Source organism: Flavivirga aquimarina (assembly GCF_030540835.1).
GTDB classification, from domain to species: Bacteria; Bacteroidota; Bacteroidia; order Flavobacteriales; family Flavobacteriaceae; genus Flavivirga; species Flavivirga aquimarina.
Genome location: NZ_JAUOEK010000016.1, coordinates 1 through 22,073, shown reverse-complemented (window position 1 = coordinate 22,073; position 22,073 = coordinate 1). Strand labels below are relative to the sequence as shown.

Annotated in this window: 12 protein-coding genes; 3 read left to right on the top strand and 9 right to left on the bottom strand. The window is 31.6% G+C overall.

The genetic code is table 11. The features are described from left to right. Positions 1-564 precede the first annotated feature (564 nt). The 7 genes from Q4Q35_RS00425 to Q4Q35_RS00395 form a co-directional block, all read right to left on the bottom strand. Entirely contained in the window at positions 565-4,485 is a 3,921-nt protein-coding gene (locus Q4Q35_RS00425) for a reprolysin-like metallopeptidase (protein WP_303275943.1), read from the bottom strand. Between the two features lie 386 nt (positions 4,486-4,871). Then, positions 4,872-6,479, bottom strand: coding sequence for a PepSY-associated TM helix domain-containing protein (locus Q4Q35_RS00420; RefSeq protein ID WP_303275942.1), 1,608 nt, complete (start codon positions 6,477-6,479; stop codon positions 4,872-4,874). Further along, entirely contained in the window at positions 6,479-6,763 is a 285-nt protein-coding gene (locus tag Q4Q35_RS00415) for a hypothetical protein (protein ID WP_303275941.1), read from the bottom strand. Before Q4Q35_RS00415 ends, Q4Q35_RS00420 begins: the two co-directional genes overlap by 1 nt. 405 nt (positions 6,764-7,168) lie before the next feature. Then, positions 7,169-8,452, bottom strand: coding sequence for a DUF4374 domain-containing protein (locus tag Q4Q35_RS00410; protein ID WP_303275940.1), 1,284 nt, complete (start codon positions 8,450-8,452; stop codon positions 7,169-7,171). A gap of 2 nt (positions 8,453-8,454) precedes the next feature. After that, entirely contained in the window at positions 8,455-11,127 is a 2,673-nt protein-coding gene (locus tag Q4Q35_RS00405) for a TonB-dependent receptor (RefSeq protein WP_303275939.1), read from the bottom strand. Between the two features lie 37 nt (positions 11,128-11,164). Further along, entirely contained in the window at positions 11,165-12,082 is a 918-nt protein-coding gene (locus tag Q4Q35_RS00400; protein ID WP_303275938.1) for a FecR family protein, read from the bottom strand. Between the two features lie 145 nt (positions 12,083-12,227). Next, positions 12,228-12,806: an RNA polymerase sigma-70 factor gene (locus Q4Q35_RS00395; protein ID WP_303275937.1), complete on the bottom strand. Its 579-nt coding sequence runs from the start codon at positions 12,804-12,806 to the stop codon at positions 12,228-12,230. A gap of 593 nt (positions 12,807-13,399) precedes the next feature. Between Q4Q35_RS00395 and Q4Q35_RS00390 the strand changes: the two genes are divergently transcribed. Both Q4Q35_RS00390 and Q4Q35_RS00385 read left to right on the top strand, forming a co-directional pair. Further along, positions 13,400-16,642 (top strand): S8 family serine peptidase, encoded by a 3,243-nt coding sequence (locus Q4Q35_RS00390; RefSeq protein WP_303275936.1) that lies wholly within the window; start codon positions 13,400-13,402, stop codon positions 16,640-16,642. A gap of 384 nt (positions 16,643-17,026) precedes the next feature. Further along, entirely contained in the window at positions 17,027-17,797 is a 771-nt protein-coding gene (locus tag Q4Q35_RS00385; RefSeq protein ID WP_303275935.1) for a hypothetical protein, read from the top strand. 265 nt (positions 17,798-18,062) lie between these two features. Here Q4Q35_RS00385 and Q4Q35_RS00380 read toward each other — a convergent pair whose 3' ends face one another. Both Q4Q35_RS00380 and Q4Q35_RS00375 read right to left on the bottom strand, forming a co-directional pair. Next, positions 18,063-19,622: an FAD-linked oxidase gene (locus Q4Q35_RS00380; RefSeq protein ID WP_303275934.1), complete on the bottom strand. Its 1,560-nt coding sequence runs from the start codon at positions 19,620-19,622 to the stop codon at positions 18,063-18,065. A gap of 5 nt (positions 19,623-19,627) precedes the next feature. Continuing rightward, positions 19,628-19,975, bottom strand: a complete 348-nt coding sequence (locus Q4Q35_RS00375) for a hypothetical protein (protein WP_303275933.1) — start codon at positions 19,973-19,975, stop codon at positions 19,628-19,630. Positions 19,976-20,493: 518 nt separating this feature from the next. Between Q4Q35_RS00375 and Q4Q35_RS00370 the strand changes: the two genes are divergently transcribed. Next, the gene (locus tag Q4Q35_RS00370; RefSeq protein WP_303275932.1) at positions 20,494-21,882 is read left to right on the top strand and encodes a right-handed parallel beta-helix repeat-containing protein; all 1,389 of its coding nucleotides are present in this window, start codon (positions 20,494-20,496) and stop codon (positions 21,880-21,882) included. Positions 21,883-22,073 lie beyond the last annotated feature (191 nt).

The following is a 22,073-nucleotide window of genomic DNA, read 5'->3' as shown; positions in this document are numbered from 1 at the left end:
AAAGATATAACCTAATAGCCCCATTCCATACACATTCCCACTTCACTCCTATCCTCGCTTCGGGCAAAGAGTATTCCATTACATTTTTTAAAGAAACTTTTGAGAAGAAAAAAATCAAAGAAAATTTGAGATAATAACTTCGCTTTTACCCAAGCAAAGTTACATAACGCAGAACATTATAGTACAAATGTATTTCATGTCATTAGATAGCTATAATTCAATATTATGTAAAATATCCCAGAATGTTATAGTTTCTATTTAATGTAATTAGTCGTTATGTAAAATTGCCAACGCTTGCAACCGCACAAAAGTTAACATTTTGGTTTTATTGAAATTCTCGTATTTGAAGAATATTCCGTTAATTTTTTTTCACGAGCTTTTCGTTGAGTATTCGCAAGAGTACAAAATTTAAGAAAAATAAATTTCTATACACTTGCTAACATTTTAGTTTCAATTTATCATTTTTAATTTCTTGAATTATCTTTTACAATTTCAGACGAGACACTCATATATTATATAAAATGATAAGTGTTAAAATGACCTATCCAAAAGTCTAAAAGTTCTTTACTGCTTAATAATTTTGAATGTTCTTATCTTGTCATAAGAATAACTTCGAATATAATAAATGCCAACAGATAGATAAGAAAAATCAATTTCAACTCGTTCTTTAAGCCTTTCTTGATTTGTAGTAATTAGTTGACCAACCAAATTATAAATTTCAACCTTCGTTATTTCTTCATTTGATTCAACGGTTAATTTATTATTTACTGGAGTAGGATAAAATTTAAATCCATCAAAAAAACTAACTTCTGATACACCTAACATTTCAGATAAGTTAAAATCGATTGGCACCACCACGTTACTATCATTATCCCCAGAATTTAAACCACATATAGCTTTAAGGTATATCTCATAATCAGTATCTTCAGATACTCCTGTTAAAGTGTAAGGATTAGCGGAAGTTAAAACTGTTGTTCCTTGCCCAGGTGTAAATCCTTTTATCCCATATTCCAGCTCCCATTGTGTTTCAATTCCATTACTCGTCCATGATAGATCAACTGAATTAAAAGTTATATCATCTATAACAAAATCTGAAGGCATTGGACAACTGAGTGCCCCACAAGTCACTGTGGCCTCCCAGCCAGTACTGGTTTCTTCACTCACCGATTCAAATCTAAAAAATACACTACCTGATTCTAAAGTAATGGTTCTTGGGCCATCAGTTCCATAATAAAATCTAGAACCATCTTCTGTATTGACAAATAAATAATCATCTTCTGCTAAATCGAAAGCATTGAATGTAATCGTGAGCGGAGCACTTGATGCTTTAAAAAGAATTATATAATAGTCATCTTTTCCATAATTCCCTTCTGGTCCTCCATAATCGTAAAACTTTTCTGTACTGCAATTAATTTCATAAAAATCAACTAGTACTGGTCCCACCTGCTGACTGTCATCACTTCCAGGATTTGCTCCACAAATAGCGGTAAGGTAAACATCATATAAAGCTCCAGGATTCAATCCTTCCATTGCATGTGGATTGGTTGAGGTTAAAACCTTAGTTCCCGTTCCTGGTGAAAACCCTTTCACCCCATATTCCAGCTCCCATACTGTTTCACTTCCGTTGCTAGTCCATGATAAATTACCAGCTAAATCGGCAACAAAATCTGAAGGAACCGGGCATTTAGCTGGTGTTGTAAATTTTTGAGGTCCTATCCAGTTACTAAAATCACTTGCACATAATGATCTTACAAAAACATCATAATCAGTACTAGAATTTAGTGCTGAAATAATATATGAATTAGTGTTTGTTGTAATTATTTTTTCTATTGGTGTTGGAGCATTTTCAATAATTCTAATTTCCCAACTTGAAGAGCTATTATCCGTCCACGAAATGGTAGCTGTATTATAAGCTATATCCGTCATAGTGATATTGGATGGATCATTACATTTTGTCTTGAACGTAAACACCTCTGAAAAATCACTCGTACCACATACATTATCACTTAGTACACGCCAGTAATAATCTGTATTAAATTCGGTTTGAGAAGGTATGAATGTGTTTTCAGTTGTAATGGTTTGTTCTATGATATTGGAAAAACCAGGATCACTTGCCAGCTCAATGGTAAAGAAGGCCTCTGTATTTTGGACAGCCTCCCAAACTAATGCTGAATTTGGAATTATTTGTGATGTGTTATTTTCTGGAGATATTAACGTTGGCTTGGATAAATTCTCAAATAGGTTTAACCTAATATTGACATTTCGTTGTACTGATATTGTGTTTCCAACAATAGTAGTTTCATAAGAGTTTTGATTTAAATTATCTAACCCTGAAATGGTTAGGGTAACTTCTGTATTGTTGTTTATCGCGGTAGCTGGATCAAATGTAGCTGTTACACCGTTAGGTAAATTTTCCATACTAAACGTTGTCATTTCATTAAAACCGGAAACCGTTTTATAATCAAAAACAAACACGGCGTCCTCATCTTTACAAACATCTTTTTCCGATTCGGAAAGACTCATGAAAAACTCTGATAAATCAATGTTAATGTCAGAAGCATTTATGGCATAGAATACATTGTTCTCAGCTCTTACCATCAATCTCGCAGTAGAAGTTGATGCAGGAACCTCAGGAACAACAATGTCATAACTTCCAATATTAGGCACATTGGTGACTACAGTAATAGGATATGTATATCCTCCATCAGTGGATAAATATATGGCTACAGTAGAGGTATTAATGGGTGCCTGATCTGTATTGGCGACATTCCATGTAATTGTTTTAACCTCTCCTACTTGCCATATAGTACTCGAATTTTGTGAGGTTACGGCAAAAGGTCCTGAATTACCTTCTACTGTTACAGTCATTTCATCTGAAGCAGTGTGGGAGCCAAAAACAGCATTATCTCTTACTGTGAAAGCAAAATCCATCGTCCTAGATACAGATGGCAAAACATCCCAGGTTGGTGTTAAATTTCCAGCAACAACATCCTCCAATTTTGGCATATACCGAACGGGAACATCTGTAGGTGTATAACTTCTAAACAATGGGCCATACACCCACATAGGTTGTGGAGTACTGTTTGAGTTAGGGCTTTCAGTATCAATTTGTTCCCAAGTATAAGATAGGGTTGAATTGTTATCAGCATCCTCTGCAGTACCTTCTAAAATAAAAGGCGTTGACTTTGGAATCGTATAATCACTACCTGCGTCTGCCGTTGGGGCATGATTACCAGTACTGATTAACTCCCCACAACCACTACCCTCAGTAACTGAAATAACATCTCGAATGCTAACATAATTATAATAACTATCTATGCTATTTTGAACACTAGGGCTGCATATCCCTGCATAACTCATAATCGTACTTCCACTTCCTGGTTCTACTGCAGTACCTGCTTCATAGGGGTCTCTACATGCAGAACTGCTTTGTACATGATTTGTACCTAGTTGATGTCCTAACTCATGTGCAAAGACCATATAAAAATTATCCGCTGCCAGATTAGGGCCGGATGAAAATGCACTTCCCTTCCCTGCAAAACCATCTCTACAAACACTGGCTGGATAGGCAATCCCGTAATTCCTGAATCGATGTGCTAGCAAATGTCCTATATCATAATTTACACTACCAATCTCAGCGTCCAAATGATTTTGAACTACAGGTAGCAATTGTTCTCCAAAGAATGTAAAAGGATCTGTAGTAGCATTTAAATGTATTACCCTATCATTCTCAGGAACTAATTCCAATGTTATTCCAAGATCCCGTTCTAAAATCCCATTAATTCTTGTAAGTGTCGTATTTAAAGCAGCCAACACTACCGTTTTTCTTTCAAGATCACTGGTTTCATTTCCTGTCAAGAAATAATTTGAATATTCCCCGGTAGTTGCCAGCGCCAAACGATACTTTCTTAGATACCCATCAGTCGTTGATATTTTTGCATTTGCAGTTTTTTTATGTGAATGCTCATGCACTTCTTCTACTACACCGCACTCAAAATCTGAAAGAGATTCACTCTCTTTTCTATTAGATACAGCATATGTATTCGCTTTCAAATCTGTAGGCTTAATCAAGGTGATCTCATTACCTGCTGTAATAAATGCCCTAAGTCCATTATGCTCAGAGAAACTTAAACGTACGACCTTATTTGATTGAGTACTCTTACCTACGTATGATTTTATTTCTGGGAATTTTAAAGCCAATTCTTCGCTAAAATTAGATGCTCCTACCATTTCAAAAGCTTCAAATGTATTATTTTCAACGGGAAGTAAAATTGTGGAAGATTTCTTCTTGGAGCTTGTCCTATCAGAGACACCTTTTACTAGAGATAAAAAACTGTTATTATCTAAAACTAATAATTTATGTTCCTTAGAATTTTCAACAACCTTATTTTGTAAAGCTGGCGTGTTTAGTTTCCATATTTGCTGTGAAAAGCAGTTAAAACCAAAGATAAAAATGTTAATGAGTAGTAGTAGTTTTATTTTCATTTCATTTGGGGGTTGTACTGTAAACGTATTAGAAGAGGTTAAACTTTTATTTTGGTTTTTACTCGTAACGTAAAGCAGTTTTGTAGGCTAAAAATAAGAATTTATTTTATTGCATAATCTAATTAACATTAAAATCAATATACCATTCCATACACATTGCCACTTTACTCCTATCGTTGTTTCGGGCAAAGCGTATTCCATTACATTTTTAGAGAAGCTTTTAGAAAGAAAAAAATCAAAAAAAGCAATAATATAAATTTCGCTTTTACCAAAGCAAAGTTAAACCTATAATTCTCATATTCGATGAAAAACCTTTGGTTCTTTATCTATTAATATTAAAATAATCTCCTAAATCTTGTTTAGAAATTTTAATATTATGTTGTATTCTACTGTAATTTAGTTATGGCTTTTTTTAATGGCTTCATTTTAAAACTTATTAATAAAGTAATAATTCCTGTAATTAGCCAACAAACATCAATAAAGAAAGTGCTGGTATGGTTGTTTTGAATAGCTTTCCAAAACCAAGACCCTGATTGTACTCCATTTAAAATAGGAATTAGAATCCCAAAAATACCAGCTAATAACAAAAAATGTTTTGTTATTTTATGAATATTTTTTTGAAAGAATGCATAAATTATTAAAACCAACCAAAACAAGAAAAAGACATTTGATAAAATACCAAATTCACCTTTGGTGCTAGATGGAAAAACTTTTACTAAACAAAATAATAAAGCAATTGAAGGGTAAAGCCCCATACAAACTCCCATATAAATAGCTCCTACGTTAGTATTAAACTTTGCTTTAGAAATATATTTTTTATTTGCTCTAGCTTCTAACCAAATTAAGACTCCTGATATAATTACAAAACAAGTAATCATTGATAAAATAAAGTAAATTATTTTTGTTACGTATCCTCCATATTCTGCATAATGTAGTTTTCTTATTGTTTTACTTGTGGCATTATAATAATCGTCATAAAGCAGTTTTTGATATATTTTTTTACCATCAGATAGTCTAAATAAAGACCTCGTACTTGCTGCAAATTTATTTGCACCATTATGTAATAAATCTACAGACATACTTGCATCCGGTTCTTCAAATTTTTTAATTTCAACAAAAACTCTATTTAAATCATTTTTATTTACATCTGCAAGAGTATTATCTATAAGTGTGTTAATTTGAATTTTGGGATTGGTTTGTTGCACTTCAACAATAGCTGTTTTAGGCGGTAAAATTAATTCTGTTGTTTTATCAAAATCTCCATCAAAAACAATAAAAAATGAAGGTAAATACAATAAACTTAATAATCCGAAATAGACACCTGTTATGGCATACATCAACTGAAAAGGAATCCCTAAAACACCTAGGGCAGCATGCGCATCTGTCCACAGGTTTTTAATACTATTTTTAATTCTAAAAGTAAAAAAATTTGAAATTATTTTTTTCCAATGAATGATAATACCCGAAAATATTGCTACAGCAAAAAACAAAGAGACAAGTCCTGCTATATAGCGACCAATTAAGGGTATCTGTTTAAAATAATGTAAATAATATAAAAAAGAGCCTAAGTTCCCTTGAACAATTCTTTTTCTAGCTATAACATTGTATATTTTTGGGTCTATTTTAAGATATATTTTAGCCTTTGCCAAAGAGTCTTTAGCGTTAAATGCTTGTTTAATGTCTTTTTGGGTTTTTATTGGGCTTGAGTTAACTGAAATATAATTTGCATTAGACCTGCTATAGTTTATTGTAATACTCTCTCTTCCTTTTAAATCAAATCCTTCTTTTTTTGTTATTTCTAAAATACGATCGTAATCTATTTTAGGTGTAAATACTATGGTTTTTGTTTCGTTATGTTGCCACTGATTTATTTCATCCATAAATAAAGCAAAAGCTCCTGCAAAAAAAATGACAAACAGACCCACACTAATAACAATACCACTAATAGTATGTACATTAAAAAAAACGTTATAATCTCTTTTGTTTTGTTTCATTATGGCTTTAATATGTAAATTACAATGGTGGATAGTATTATTATGAATAAAAATATGATCCAAGATATCCATGCTTTTTTTATCCAATACACAACCAATATTAATAGTGGCCATATTATAAGCGTTGAGTATAATGCTGTAACCAAAACTATTCTTTGATCGAAGATGTATGATAATGCTATATGCGCCATCATAGTAGCAAACAAACTCCCTAAAAAAGCAGCTAAAAATTTACTTGCTTTTATCCAACTAGATTGAATTAAATATTTTTTATTAGCAGGCATTTAGATTAATTTAAGAGAGGTTTCAATTGAAAATAAAACACAAAAGGAAAGGAAAACTATTATTTTTTTTGGTTTATAAAGTGGAGCAAATAAAACAATTAATGAGGCAAAAGTTGGCCAAACGACCAACAATAGTAATAGTGCATTAGTTACACCTGTTTTTCTATAAAGAAAACAAAAACCAATAATGAAAGAAATTACCGCTAGGCTTTTTGCTAATAAAGGTCTTGCATTAAAGTATAATGACAGATTACCTTTATTAAATTCAATTCTTTTAGCTAAAACAAACAATAGGTAAATAGAAACAAAAAAGAAAAACAACGAAAAACTAAGCATTTTTTAAGCTATTTAGAATAAACCTTCTCACTATAAGTTAAGCGAGAAGGCATTATATACTATGTAATATTAGTTAGATGATAAATCATAAATACCTCGAATGGTTCCTCCTTCTACATCAAAAGCTTTTTCTGCAATACCAGAAGTAGCGTTATATTTATAAATAGCATTTTCATCAGTATTTTTAATAGTTAGATAAACTTCTCCATTAATAACTCGAGATGATTGCGTTACAAAACCACCTTGAGGAGGTAACCCTGAAATAATTGATACATCTTTTGTATTTACATCTATAAGAATCCATCTAGCTGTATTTTCTGTAAAAAATAATTGTTGGGCTTGTAATAATTGTGCTTGAGTTAAATTACGGGGATCACCACCAACAGAGGCTACTAACTGTAGCACTCCTTGTGGGATATCTGTAATAGCATAGGCAATTGCTTTACCATTTCCTATATAATTAAAAAAGAAACAATTTGATAATAAGGTATTTAGTGGGTTTGCCGCCAATGCAGGATTAAAAGTATAATCTGGATCAAAACTATTAGATCCTGCTGGGATTTTATATAATGCACAAGATGTACCTTGTATTGCCACACCAGTACTTAAATAATAAATATTTCCTTGTTCATCAACATTAGTATGACCTTCAAGATTACTATAAGCGTTTATTCCTGCGTTTGGGATTACCGTAGTATTTACAAATGCTCCTGTTCTATAATTAGCGGATTGAACATAAAATGAAGTAAAAGGTTCCGCTGTATCTGCTGATCTTACATAACAAAAAAACTCATCCCCTCTTACAAGAAAGCCATTTAAAATTTGTTCATTAGGTAAGTTTTCTGAATCCTCCATATTTATTAAACCTGTAATTTGCATAGTGGTTGGGTTAAATACGGTTACCTGAGCGGGATTTGCTCTATCGGTAAACAGACCAGTGGTGGCATCTATTATTTTAGGTTGCCCTCTATTGCCTGAATGTGCTATACTGGCCTCATCTTCTTCTAATTCTCCATCAATATTTACAAATATTTTAGCTAATCTATCTGTTTCATCTAAACCATTACTATCAAAAAAATAGCCATCATAAAATTCATTTGGAGTAAAGCTAGTGAATACTTGACCATCTGTTAAATTAGCAACTCCGCTAGGCAACTCTTCAAAATATTTAACTATAAAATCGTCATTTGGAGTTGTGGCGTTAATTACAAAACCTGTTTTTAAACGGATTTCTTCTTCTGGTTCATCAACATTATCATCATCATTTTTACATGATGTAGTTATTAAAAAAGACATCGCTATTAATAAAATACTAAGAGTGTTGTTTTTAAATTGTTTAAAATATAGATTCATTATTAAAAGATTTTATAATTAATTTTAAATTGATAGTTTCTATTAGGCTTTGGGACTCTGTAATTATCGAATAATTGAAAGTCATTTGTAATATTATTTACTTGAAAAGAAAAACTTAACTTTTTATTGGGCGAAAAATAACCTATACCCATATTAATCTCGTCCTGCGTTGGTATAAGTGATAGCGGTTCTGGTTCACCATTTGGTGGGATATCATCATTACTAAATGCCTTAGTATGAAACCAATTACCATACAAAACTATATTGGGTAGTGTTTCCTTAAAACTTTTTGCTCCAAGATTAAAAAGCACATTATAGAAGAAAAAAGGAGTGTTTGGAAAAGAGGTTCCAATAAATGATTCCAATCCATTATCAGACAATGCATTAAATCCCTTATAAGTGCGTTCTTGATTAGTTAAATTAAAACTGATGTTAGAAAATGGATCTTTAGTAATTTTCACATTAAACTCTACCCCTTGCGATAACACGCTATTAAAGTTTTGGTATTGTAAGAAAACATCTTCACCTCTTAGCGCTATTAAATCTTTCGTATTTCTAATAAAGCCATTAAAACCTAAATTAATTTTATAGCTACCTAAAAAACGCTGTTCATAATCGATTCCAAAATTTATATTATCTGATTGTTCTGGCCTTAAGTTAAAGTTAGATCTAATGTTTGTGAAGTTACCGTATACTTCAAATTCGTCTGGTATACGTACAGCATTTTCATAACTTGTTCTAATAAAAAAAGATGTATTAAATGCATATTTTAAAGCAAAACCAAAACCCTTTAATTGATCTTTTACTTGTAAATTTAGAACTGTTGGAGATTGTTGACTTACCGTATTGGCGTCATATAAATAATACTTCCCAAAAAGTATGGTATTTAAAGATTTTTTAAACCAATTGGAACTAATTTCGGCAGAACTTATATTTTTGGTAAAGAATGAAGGAATTAGATTTCCATTTATTTCTTCACCATTAATAGTTATAAAAGGATCTATGAAATTTCTTCTAAATATTTTTGATCGCGCATAGAAATTATTTATACTTATTTTGTGTTGATTGTTTAACTTGTAACTAATACCTAAGCGATGTGCGTTTGTAGTAAATTCTGTTTCAGTATCGATAGGGTTTAAACCATTTTTTACAATAACTTCTCGGTTCCAATTTATAACATTTAACGAATCACGTATTGTAGTGCTTAATGCATTGGAGAGGACACCTCTATAATCTAATTTTAATTTATTATCAAAAAAACTTTTTTTATAACCTAAATTAGTATTAAAAGTTTTTGTTTCTCCAAAATAGCCTTCTATAGCTGAACCATCAGTAATATCTAATGTTTGTATTTCATTAAATTTATGCGAAATATTACCTTTTATAGTAATTTCATCTGCCCAACTTAAATCGTGAATTTGCATTCCCACTTGTGCAAAATAAGATTCGTGCGCATTATTAAATCTTCTAATATTATTTATCGTTTCACGAACTAGTTGTGTTCTTATTTCTCCGGTAAATTGATCTGTAAAAGTTTCCTCTGTTGTGTTTGTAATATTGTTCATAAAGAAATCATTGTCAGAAAAATTGTAAAACCCATCAAAAGACAATGTAATGTGATCATTAATTTTTTTACCAGATAATAATGATACTCTATGGGTATTAAAAGAACCTATTTCATAACTCGTTTCTAAGACATCATTTTCTATTTTTTTTGACACAATATTGACTCCACCACCCAAAGCATCTGTAGCTTTATCAGTAGGAACTACGCCTTTATATATCTCAAGCCTATTAATATTAGAAGCGGGTATGTTAGTTAAGTCAAATCCTCCTCCTAAATATTCAATTGGAAAACCATCAATATATACCCTAACAGCATTTCCTGTTAAACCGTTTAAATTCACCTCTACATCACTCCCCAAACCACCAGAACGCCTTACTACAACACCTGGAGATGTTTTTAAAATTTCTGCAACTCCAATAGATTGCAATTTAAAATCTTTCGTTTCTATTGTATTGATTTTTATAGGAGCCTCAGCTATCTTTTTAGAAATTGATTTGCCTTCAATAAGAATTTCTCTTAAAGCATTTTCTTCTTCGTTTAAAGTAAAATTTACTTGTGTTGGTTGGTCTGGGATTATTTTAATTTCTTGTTTTTTACTTTCAAACCCTAAAGTGCTAACTGATATAACATAATTTCCTTGTGGAGCTAAAAATGTATAATTACCATTTTTATCAGAAGAAGTTCCATAAATAGTGTTTTCAAGTATAATTGAAGCAAAAGGAATAGGGGTATTATTAGCATCAATTACTTTACCTGTTACTTTACCTTTTCTACTATCTTTACGTATGTAAATTACATTACCTTCTTCACTAAAGTACATTTTATAATCTTCGAATAAGGATTCTAAAACTAATCGTAAAGACGTATTATTAAAAGTTTTAGTAACTTTTTTAGTTGTGTTTATTGAAGATTTATTGTAGGAAAAAAAACAGTTCTCATTTTTTTCTATTTCTTGTAATGTTTCAATAATACCAATGCCATCTATTGAAATTGAAATTTTTTTATCTAAAACACTTTCTTGTGCTTGTATTAAATTGGGCAGTATTAACAGTATGCAACCAAATATTTTTAGATAGTTTTTACAACTAGAATTTACCTTATATACCATCTTATTTTTTTGTCTTTTTAATGTACCGTTGATATATTTAATAAATCATTATTGTGTCTCCATTCTTCTTGTACTTAAGTTTCATAACAAAACCTATTTTTTTTAGGAGATTTTCTAAAGTCGGGCTTTTATGGTATCCTTTATATACCTGGTTTAAAACACTTTTATTATTTACTTGAATTTTTACATTGTACTTTCGTTCAATATCTTTAAAAACATTTCTTAAACTTTCATTAAAAAACAGTTCATTCTTAGTCCATGAATTATAGAAATTAGCATTTACGTCTTTTTTGGTAATGCTATAGTTTTCACTCAATATTACTTGCTGATTTGGTAGTACTATTTTACTATTGGTAGGTTCTTCTAAACTTTTAAATGATACTTTTCCCTCATTTAGAGTTAAATAGGTTCGTTCATTTGGATAAGCTGATAAACTAAATTTTGTACCTAAAACGGTAGTCTTTGATTCTTTTGTAGTAATAGTAAATGGATGTAAACTATCTTTAGCAATTTCAAAATAAGCTTCTCCATTTAGACTTACTTCTCGATTTTTTTTAGAAAATTCTTTAGAGACTAATAAAACAGAGCTAGCATTCATATGTATGACAGACCCATCATCTAATTGAATACGCTTCGTTTCTCCTACTAAAGTTTCGTATGTTGTAAAGGGTGTCTTTAAGAAAAACTGAAAAGTTATTAAACCAATAAATAGTGCTACACAAGCAACACTAGCATAACTTATTAGTTTTTTATAGGCTTTCTTTTTTTGTTTTGAGGGTTTAATGTTTTTAGAAATATCTCCCCACATTAAATCACTTTCAAATTGTAATTCTTCTTCAGATAAAACATTAGGAATATCTTTATTGTTTTCTAACCATAATTCTATTACTGCAATTTCTTCTTTTGAACATTTACCATTAACATATTTTTCTAATAATTGAGAGTTAATTTTCATACTATATATTCATAAGGTGTTTAAAACTGCCATTACTTATATAGTCGTATGTTGGGTATGTTAAGTGAAGGTCAAAAAAGTAAAAAAAAAGCATACTTTATAATTAAATATTGTAATATGCTTAAAAACAGTATTTTGTAGCGTATTAATAATACTCTACAAGTTCGTTTTTAAGAGACGATACTGCTTTAGATATGTGATACGCTACCGCTCTTTCTGAAATAAATAAAGACGTAGCAATTTCTTTATTTGAAACGCCTTTTTCTCTACTTAGCTTATAAACGTTTTTACATTGTTTGGGTAACTTGTCTACAACTGCATCAATTTTGTCTTGAAGTTCATTAAAAGACACATCATTATCTGTGGTATTATCAAAAGATGTATTTTCTTCATATGCATATATTAGATGGTCTTTTTTTGAAGCTTTAGCCCTGTAATAATCTATAACTTTAAATTTTACAGCTTTTATTAAATAGTGTTCCATAGAACTATTTATCTCAATACTATCCTTACGTTCCCATAAAGATTTAAAAATATTCTGAACAATATCTCGAGAAATTTCTTTGTCATTCACTTTTGAATAACATATACTGTACATCTTTTTAGAGAACATCTTATATGTTTTTTCAAAACCCTCAGGAGTTTTAATATCGAAAATGGGAATTGTATTTTTATTTGACTTTAAATGAGACAACTGTAGTAGCAATTTTTCACAAAGATACATCTATTTAGATTTATTCCAAATAACGAGGTTTAAAATTCATATTATTAATTATAATTTATACTTAACGCCTCAAAAAAATAAGAAAATACAGTTATACGGTGATTCATTATTAAAAAAGCAGATTTAAATAAAAACAATGATTATCTATATTTCATAGTTAAAATCAAACCATTCCATACACATTCTCACTACGCTCCATTATGTAAAATTGCCGCAGTCTCCAGATAGTTATCGAAACGCTAGATTGCTTTTTAAAAAATTAAATGCTTTATGGCATTTATTTTTAAACTCAATTTGCCATCGCTTGGTCACAACTAAAAAACTAAACCTTTTGCTTCTAATTATAATTATTGTAATTAATTTCCTAATCCTCTAAAATATTACTACCCCACTCACCTATTGTTTTAACCAAAATTTTATTGAGGTAAAAAAACACGTTATTATCTCTTCGGGAAAACCACAAAAATTACATTTTCTTCATGCATTTAGATTAAATAGTTATAATTTTATAACAAATAGTGCTATTTACAAATTAATTTATAAAATTAACAACTATGAATTAAATTTTTTATCAACCCCCAAACCATTTAAAAATGAAAAAAACTATAACCTTAACCTTGACAACACTGTGCTTATTCATCACAGCAACCTTTTTTGCTCAAACAAAACTCGAAATTAGTAAAATTAAAAAGGAGTATAACATTCAAAAATTAAAACAGTTAGAAACAAATCTTAAGAAAAAGGCCGTTTCTGAAAAAGAAAAAGCAATAGAATTTGCTAAGCGAAACAATATACCAACAAAAATGACTACCAAAGATGGTAGAATGTTAGAACTGCAAAGAATAATTAACGGAACTCCCATTTATTACACGACTTTTAATGTTGATTCAGCTGTTTCTACCAGAACAAATCATTTACAAAATGGAGGATCTTTAGGTTTAAATCTAATGGGACAAAATATGACTGCGTATGTTTGGGATGGAGGTGTTGCTAATAGTGCGCATCAAGAATATGATGGAAGTGGAGGTAATAATAGATTTTCTATTGGAGATGGTACATCTTCCCTTAATTTTCATGCAGAGCACGTTACAGGAACAATTATTGCTTCTGGTTTAGTGGCTAATGCCGAAGGGATGGCTCCTCAAGCCCAAGCTATTGGACATGATTGGAATAATGACACGGCTGAAGCTACATCTGCAACGGCTAATGGCATGCTGCTATCTAACCATTCCTATGGCTTTGCCTTTAGAAATGCTCTAGGACAAGTACAATTACCTCAATATTTTTTTGGAGGCTATATTGACGTGTCTCGAGATTGGGATGACATTATGTTTAATGCTCCTAATTATTTAATGGTAGTTGCCGCTGGAAATGATGGTAATGATAATACGGCGAACAATAACCCTACAGGAGGTTCTGGTTGGGATAAACTAACAGGGCACTCTACTTCAAAAAATAATTTAGTGGTTGCAAATGCTAACGATGCCAATATTGATGCCAGTGGTAACTTAATTTCAGTTTTAATTAGTGGCTCAAGTAGTGAGGGGCCAACAGACGACATGCGTATAAAACCAGATATTACTGGCAATGGAACACAGGTGTACTCTTCATTTAATTTTGCGAGTTATGATTCTTTTGCCGGGACTAATTTTGCAGATGGAAACATTACTGATGATTATGCAAGCATTTCTGGTACTTCAATGGCTTCTCCAAATGTTACTGGTTCATTGTTATTATTACAACAACATAATAATAATTTACATGGATCTTTTATGAAAGCAGCAACTCTTAAAGGATTAGCCCTTCATACAGCTGATGATGCGGGCGTTTCGGGACCTGATGCAGTATACGGATGGGGATTGTTAAACGTAAAAACGGCAGCTGAGATTATAACCGAAAAAGATACTGAAAGTGAGATTCAAGAATTAACATTAGTATCAGGGCAAACGTATACAATTACGGTAGAATCTGATGGAGTTAGCCCATTATTAGCTTCAATTTCATGGACGGACAGAGCAGGTACAGCTGTTACTACAGTGAACTCAACTACCCCTGTACTTGTAAATGATTTGGATGTTAGAGTTACTCAAGGAACTAATACCTATTTTCCTTATGAATTAACAAGCCCTACAACAAGCTCACAACAAGACAATAATGTAGATCCTTACGAAAGAGTAGATATTACTGGAGCGTCAGGAACTTACACCATTACAGTAACGCATAAAGGCTCTTTAGTTGGAGGAAGTCAAAACTTTTCTTTAATTATTTCAGGATTATCCGACACTCCTACAGTTTGTAATGCAACCGTTCCTACTGGGGTCAATTCATCAAATATTTCAGATACAAACGCAACTATTTCTTGGACTGCCGTATCGGGAGCAACTTATGATATACGTTATAGAGTTGTTGGAACTTCTGCATGGACAACTAATGCTATAACTGGTACATCTGTAACTTTAAATGGCTTAACTGCATCAACAGATTACGAAGTTCAAGTTCGCAGTAAATGTACTTCAACAAATTCTGAGTATAGTTCATCTGCTAATTTCTCAACAACTAGTGGTTCAACAACTTCATGTACTGCTACAGTAAGTACATTTCCTTATAGTGAAAGTTTTGAGTCTGGAGATGGATGGGTACAAGCAACGGGAGATAATGGTAATTGGGTAAATGATGCATCTGGAACACCATCTAGCAACACAGGTCCAAGTTCGGGAGCAGACGGTTCTTTTTATATGTTCTTAGAAGCTTCATCAAATGGGAGTACAGGAGAAATAGGTACAAATGCAACAGCTATTTTAGAAAGCCCTTGTTTTGATTTGTCTGCAGAATCCAGTGCAACGTTTACTTTTCAAAACCATATGTATGGAACAGCTGTTGGGTCATTAGAGTTAGAAGCTTCTACAGATGCAGGCACTTCTTGGGTACCTCTATGGTCTTTATCAGGAAATCAGGGAAATCAATGGAATACTGTATCTATAGATTTAAGTTCATATTTAGGACAAACTGTTAGCTTACGCTTTGTTGGAACGACTGGTTCAACTTGGTCAAGTGATATTGCTATTGACGATTTAAGATTAACAACTGGCCCCACTACAACAACATGTAATGCATTAAATTTCAATAATTACTCAATATCTTCATTCGCTGATCAAGATAATGATGGTGCATTTTCTTTAGCAAGTGATGGGGCATCTTTAACATTAACAAATAACACATGGAAGTTTATAAATTTCCCTTATGAAGTAACTGCCAATACTGTTATTGAATTAGAATTTAATAGTACCTCTGAAGGTGAAATTCATGGTATTGGGTTTGAAAATGATAATTCATTAACACAGTTTTACTACTTTAAATTCTATGGAACACAAAATTATGGGGTAACTAACTATGATAATTATTCTAGTGGTACTACCACGTATGTAATTCCAGTTGGAGATTCTTATACAGGGACAATGGATAAATTGGTTTTTATTAATGATAACGATGCTGGTTCTGGTAATACTTCTGTATTCTCTAATGTTAAAGTTTATGAAACTTCTTGTGTAAATTCTACATCTCAGGTTGTATTTGGGGAAAGAACAGATGTTTTTGGAAGTGAGGATGAATTTTCACTTACCATTTACCCTAATCCAGTTAAAGAGGGCACATTATTTGTTAAGACTAATCAGGGTATTCAATTAACCTATCAGGTAATTAATATGCTTGGGCAGACAGTTAAAACTGGGCAGCTCAAAAATAAATTAATAACGGTGTCTGATTTAGAATCAGGGATATATATGTTAGAAATTAATAATGGAGGCCAAACAATGCATAAAAAGTTCATTAAAGAATAGTAGTTTTATAAAATTTTAATAAGAATAAATAAGGGTTTGGAATTTTCTGAACCCTTTTGTTATATGAGCTTAATCTCGTCTCTATTAATTACCTTCATGTGCAATAATACTCAATCGTATTATAATTCCAGCAAAAACCCAACAATATTAAATTTCCTATCCTCTAAAATATTACTACCCCACTCACCTATTGTTTTAACCAAAATTTTATTGGAGTAAAAAGCACGTTATTATCTCTTCGGAAAAACCACAAAAATTACATTTCTTTTATGTTTTTAACTTAAATAGTTATAATTTTATAACAAACAGCACTATTAATAAATTAGTTTATAAAATTAACAAGTGTGCATTAAATTTTCCATCAACCCCTTAAATCATTTAAAAATGAAAAAAACTATCACCTTAGCCTTGACAATTATACTATTATCTTGTTCAAACGAGCACGAAGAAATAAATGATACTATTTCTGAAAACATTCCTGAAATACAATATTTTAATTCAAAAACAGATTTTGAAAAAAAAATAAAGAGTATAGAAATAAATAATAGTGAGCAACTAATAAGCAATGAATATAATATCTTATCAGAAGTTTTAAATAAAGATAATATTATAGGGATTGGAGACCATTTAATAAAAGTAGATTTAGATACTGAATCTGTTTATTTATTAAACAAATCTTTTTTAGATCAATATAATGACTTGGCAAATATAAATTTAAAGAATAATAATATAACTCAATTGAGTATCTATGAAGATGTATTAGGTTTTTTAGATGGAAGTAATACTTTATTAGCTAAACCTGCATGTACAAGTACCCCAGCTCCTTATGATTATGACTATCAGGAAGCTAGCGCATACTATAGATATATCGCTGTTTCTGCAAGTTATAGCGCTTATGGGATTTATTTTAAATTAAGGTATCAATGTGTACTTTCTGATTCGGGTTATTCACGTTTTGAAGAATGGGATATTACTTATCAAACAACAAATTGTGTTAATTATAGTTCTTATGGTGAAAATGAAGATGGTGACGGTGAACATGATGGTAATATTTATGCTACCATCTATAGCAGTACAGTTCCTTTAGGAAGTTTTCATTGCTTTGTTTCCTTTTCTTCTAGTGCAGGAACAGCTTCTGTAACTATTGAGAGTTAAATAATAAATGGCTACCCACACATTCTTACTAGATTATATTGTTAATACAATATAATCTAGTTCTTTTATATATCTATTCTTTTTAGCCTTCGTTAATTAATGGTGATATATCTGTTCCAAGTAAAATACTTTCAATAAAATATGTTGCCTTTAAATCAGGAATTTTATTGTGATGAATGTAATATGATCCACTATAATTTGATTCGTTTTCTGTGTTGTCAACATACGCTTACCTAGGGAATTTACTCTCCCCATCTATATGCTTTTACGCTAACCCAATAGTCTTCAGAAATTTATTAGAAAACAAGTCTTGCATCTCTGGTGATAACAGTTTTTCACGTTGGGTTTTCCATTTTTCAGCATTATCATTATACATATGATTAACCAACCCTGAGAATTCCCAATCACTATTTTTCCCCCAATGTATCGTAAAGGGAATATTGTTAGCTTGCAAGGCTTTTATCATAAGTCTGGAGTATTCTTCTAAACTTATAATCTTACGTGTTTTTTTCCATAAAACACCATCAATCTCTATCATACAGGTAACAGGGAACTTAGTAAAACCTAATGTAGCTTTGGTTTGCTTTACAAATCGCAGTGCAAATATGCCTGGTATCGGGCCTTCATCCCGTGTTAACTTACCAAGAAGATTCATTGCTTTTTCTGAGTCTTTATGATTTATACCAAACGAGCATGCAAAAGCAGGGCCTTGATAAGGTGCATCCCAGAATATTTCTTTAAGCATCCCTGTGGTTTCTTCATTTACAACAGGTAAAATAGTTTTACGCAAGCGTTTTACTAACCAGGGAATACTTTTAGGTAAATTTTCAGCTAGTTTTACAAAGAGGTAAATTAAATCTCTGTATAAAGATTCTTTAATTACTGGAAATGGATCTGGATACGGTTCTTGAAATGGCTTTTTATACATAAGCTCAACAACACAGTCTGTTTCATTACTATACTGATTAATAAATATTTTATAATGAAACGGTCGATTACCTTTTCCATTAGCGTCTGTTTCCTCTGGAATAACAAATGTTGAATTTTTAAAATCCATGGTCTTGGCAAGTTCAAACGCTGAGCTCTTTTTTATTTTTTTCACATAACGTTTAATTAAAAATACAGGCTCTGCTTCTATTACAACGCCATGAATAAAACCAAAACCACCTAAACCTACCAAAGCGGCGTAAAATAAATCATCGTCTCTAATAACTCTGGCATTTAAAGTTTGTATAAAAGCATCACTCAAAGCTGGTTTTGATTCAGGTTCTAGATATACTATATCTTCCTGGTTTGGACCAATAATAAGATTAAGCCCTACAACGTAGTCCTGTACAGAACCTACATCAACACCTGCACCATGTACACCCGTTGAAATACAACCTGCAATAGTTTGTCCATTACTGGCACCAGTTGTTTTTAGCGATTTTCCGTTTTCTGCTAAAGTTTCAGATATTTCCTTAATGGTATTTCCACATTCAAACAAAAATAAGTTGTCAGGATTGTAAACATTATCTGGGTGACAATCGCCAGCATGTATTGGCATTGAAATATTCATAAAACCATTATAGTGCATGCGATCCTTGTGGCTGGCTATATTATTCATTGACCATGCAGAGCCATAAGCACGAAATCCCTCTCCGGCAGTTTTAGTTTCTTGTATTAAACGTTGTATCTCTTTGGCAACATCGTTATAGCGGTCCTTTTTCTTAGGCATAATACGTTCTCCTTCTAACTTTGTCTGGTAGAGAAGCTTTAATGGAAATGGTCCATTCTTATGTAAAGTGTTCCACTCTTCTAGTAGTTTTAATTTAGTAGTAGCCATAAGGTTTAATTTGATTTCTTTTCACACACATATTTAATCTTTACTTTTCGTTTTTTTCCGAATGTTATAGTATTTAGCAGTAATCCTCCAAACGTATTACGGTATTCTACCATATTCAATTTACCCGATTCGCAAGCATCAGACTCCTTAATAAGTAATGTAAAGTCTTTTGACGTTGTGTTTATTTTTATAACTGTATCTAGTTCAACCACAGCCATTCCGCGATAATAGTCATCTCTGTTTGAAAAAGGATCAGGTTGAGGCGTACCATTAATATTTCGCAATCTTACAGAATAACAGGATGTTATTGTGCAAGCTATTATTAAGATTATTAGAAGTTTAAGATGTTTCATTATTAATATTTTTAGTACTAAAACAGATGAATTAAATATACTTATCGCACACCGCTAAATAGCGGCATTAAAGAACAAAAGGAAATCCCCAGTACAGGGTAATTTCATAAAATGCTATTAAGTATTTAAAGAGAGAGTATTCTTAATTAATATAGTCTAAGAGATAATAAATATATGAAATTATTTTAAAAACATATATTTATTACAAATTTCACAGAACAAATTCATGGGACATTCCCTCGCTTCTACCCTTGTCTGCAAAAAGTTATACCTGCTTGCTTGTAGACAACATTATAACCCATTTTTATTTATGATAACAAATTAAACGTTTCATTTAAAGAATAAACAACCCTAGCAAAGCCACCGAGATATTTCTATAGTTTAATAATAAATTTATTAATTGCCCATAACGAACTTCAACTTATTTTCGGTTAAAAATAAAAAGTGTTAGATGCGACGTAACCTAATTGTATTTAATATATTGCAGCTTATAAAGCCCCAAATTTATAAAACGACTTATGAAAAAACTCACCTACTACTACCTATTAATTTTTGTCTTTATTCTTAATATATCATGTTACAATGACAATGATGACGCAAACACTAATGGAGAATATGGCGCAGATATAGAAAATTTAGATGCCAATGGTTTACCAGAACTAGTTTTTAATGTAGATACACCTTTAATAACAAATAGCAACGCGTATACTATTGATGTTATAGAATGGGATATTCCAAATAATAGCACAGATGCTATAAAAACAACAGCGAATTTACAAGCTGCTATTGATTATGCGCATGATGAAGGCTATGGGAAAGTGATATTACCAGAGGGCACCTTTTTAGTAGGCGAAGAAGGCAACGACATTTATCAAGCAGGTATTGATATTTATGAAAATACCGAATTTGTATTTAGTGAAGGTGCCATTTTAAAAATGGACACCAACGACAAATGGAATTATTGTGTGCTTAGACTAAATGGGGATAATATTATTGTGCGTGATGGTACTATAATAGGAGACAAAGATACCCATGTATTTACACCACGAGAAAATGATGGAAAAACGGCTCATGATGAAGGCCATGGTATTTGTGTTTGGAGTAATAATAATGTCTTGGTTACAAACATGGAAATTTATAGTGTTACTGGGGATGGTTCTTTGGTATTAGATTCTAACGATGTTACATTTACAAATAATGATATTTACGGTAACAGACGTCAAGGAATTTCGATAGTAGGTGGCGTACGTATTAAAATTACAGATAATGAAATACATCATATTAGCGGAACAGCCCCACAATTTGGTATTGATATCGAAGGCCCTGGGCGTATCGATGAAGATATCTTAATTCAAAATAATTATTTTCATCACAATTCTGGTGGCGATATTGTAAATGCTAGTGGTGAAAATGTGTATATACTAGATAATGTCATGGAACAAGGGGATAATAGTACGTATTTAGATGGTCCTATTGTGAGTTGGCATAAAACACATAACATTATTGCTAGAAACACCATTACTATGGTTACTGGGTCTGCAAATGGACGATTAGGTTATATACAATATTCTAATGGTGGAGACAAAGGTCATAATCGCGCTACCTATGTTCATGAAAATGTATGTAATAGCTGCGGTATGTATATGTATAAAAGTTCGGATGCCGATGTACGTCGCAATCAATTTTTAGGCTATTTTTTAGCCTTTGGCGACTTTGAAAATGCCATATTAATTGATAATTTGGTAACATACTCAGAAGAACATACCAATCTTAGATATTGCTGGTCTTATCGTTTTAACAACGTTACTGGTACTGCCAGTGGAAATTATTTGGGTGATGATCTTGAAGAAATACCTTTATCTGAAACAGAACCTCATACATTACAATGCGTATTAGACGGTTGGTAATAGGTTGCTAGTAGTCCCTTTTGTATGACTAATAGTTAACTAAACCACTCCTATGGACTGGAAGTCCATAGGTTCGTTTTGGCAGACTGAAAGTCTGCTTCGTGAAATATGGTAAAACTGAATTCGTGTCAAAAGTTTTTAGAAGCTGAAAGCGACATGCACTAAAGTACATAGTTTTAACTCCATTTGAG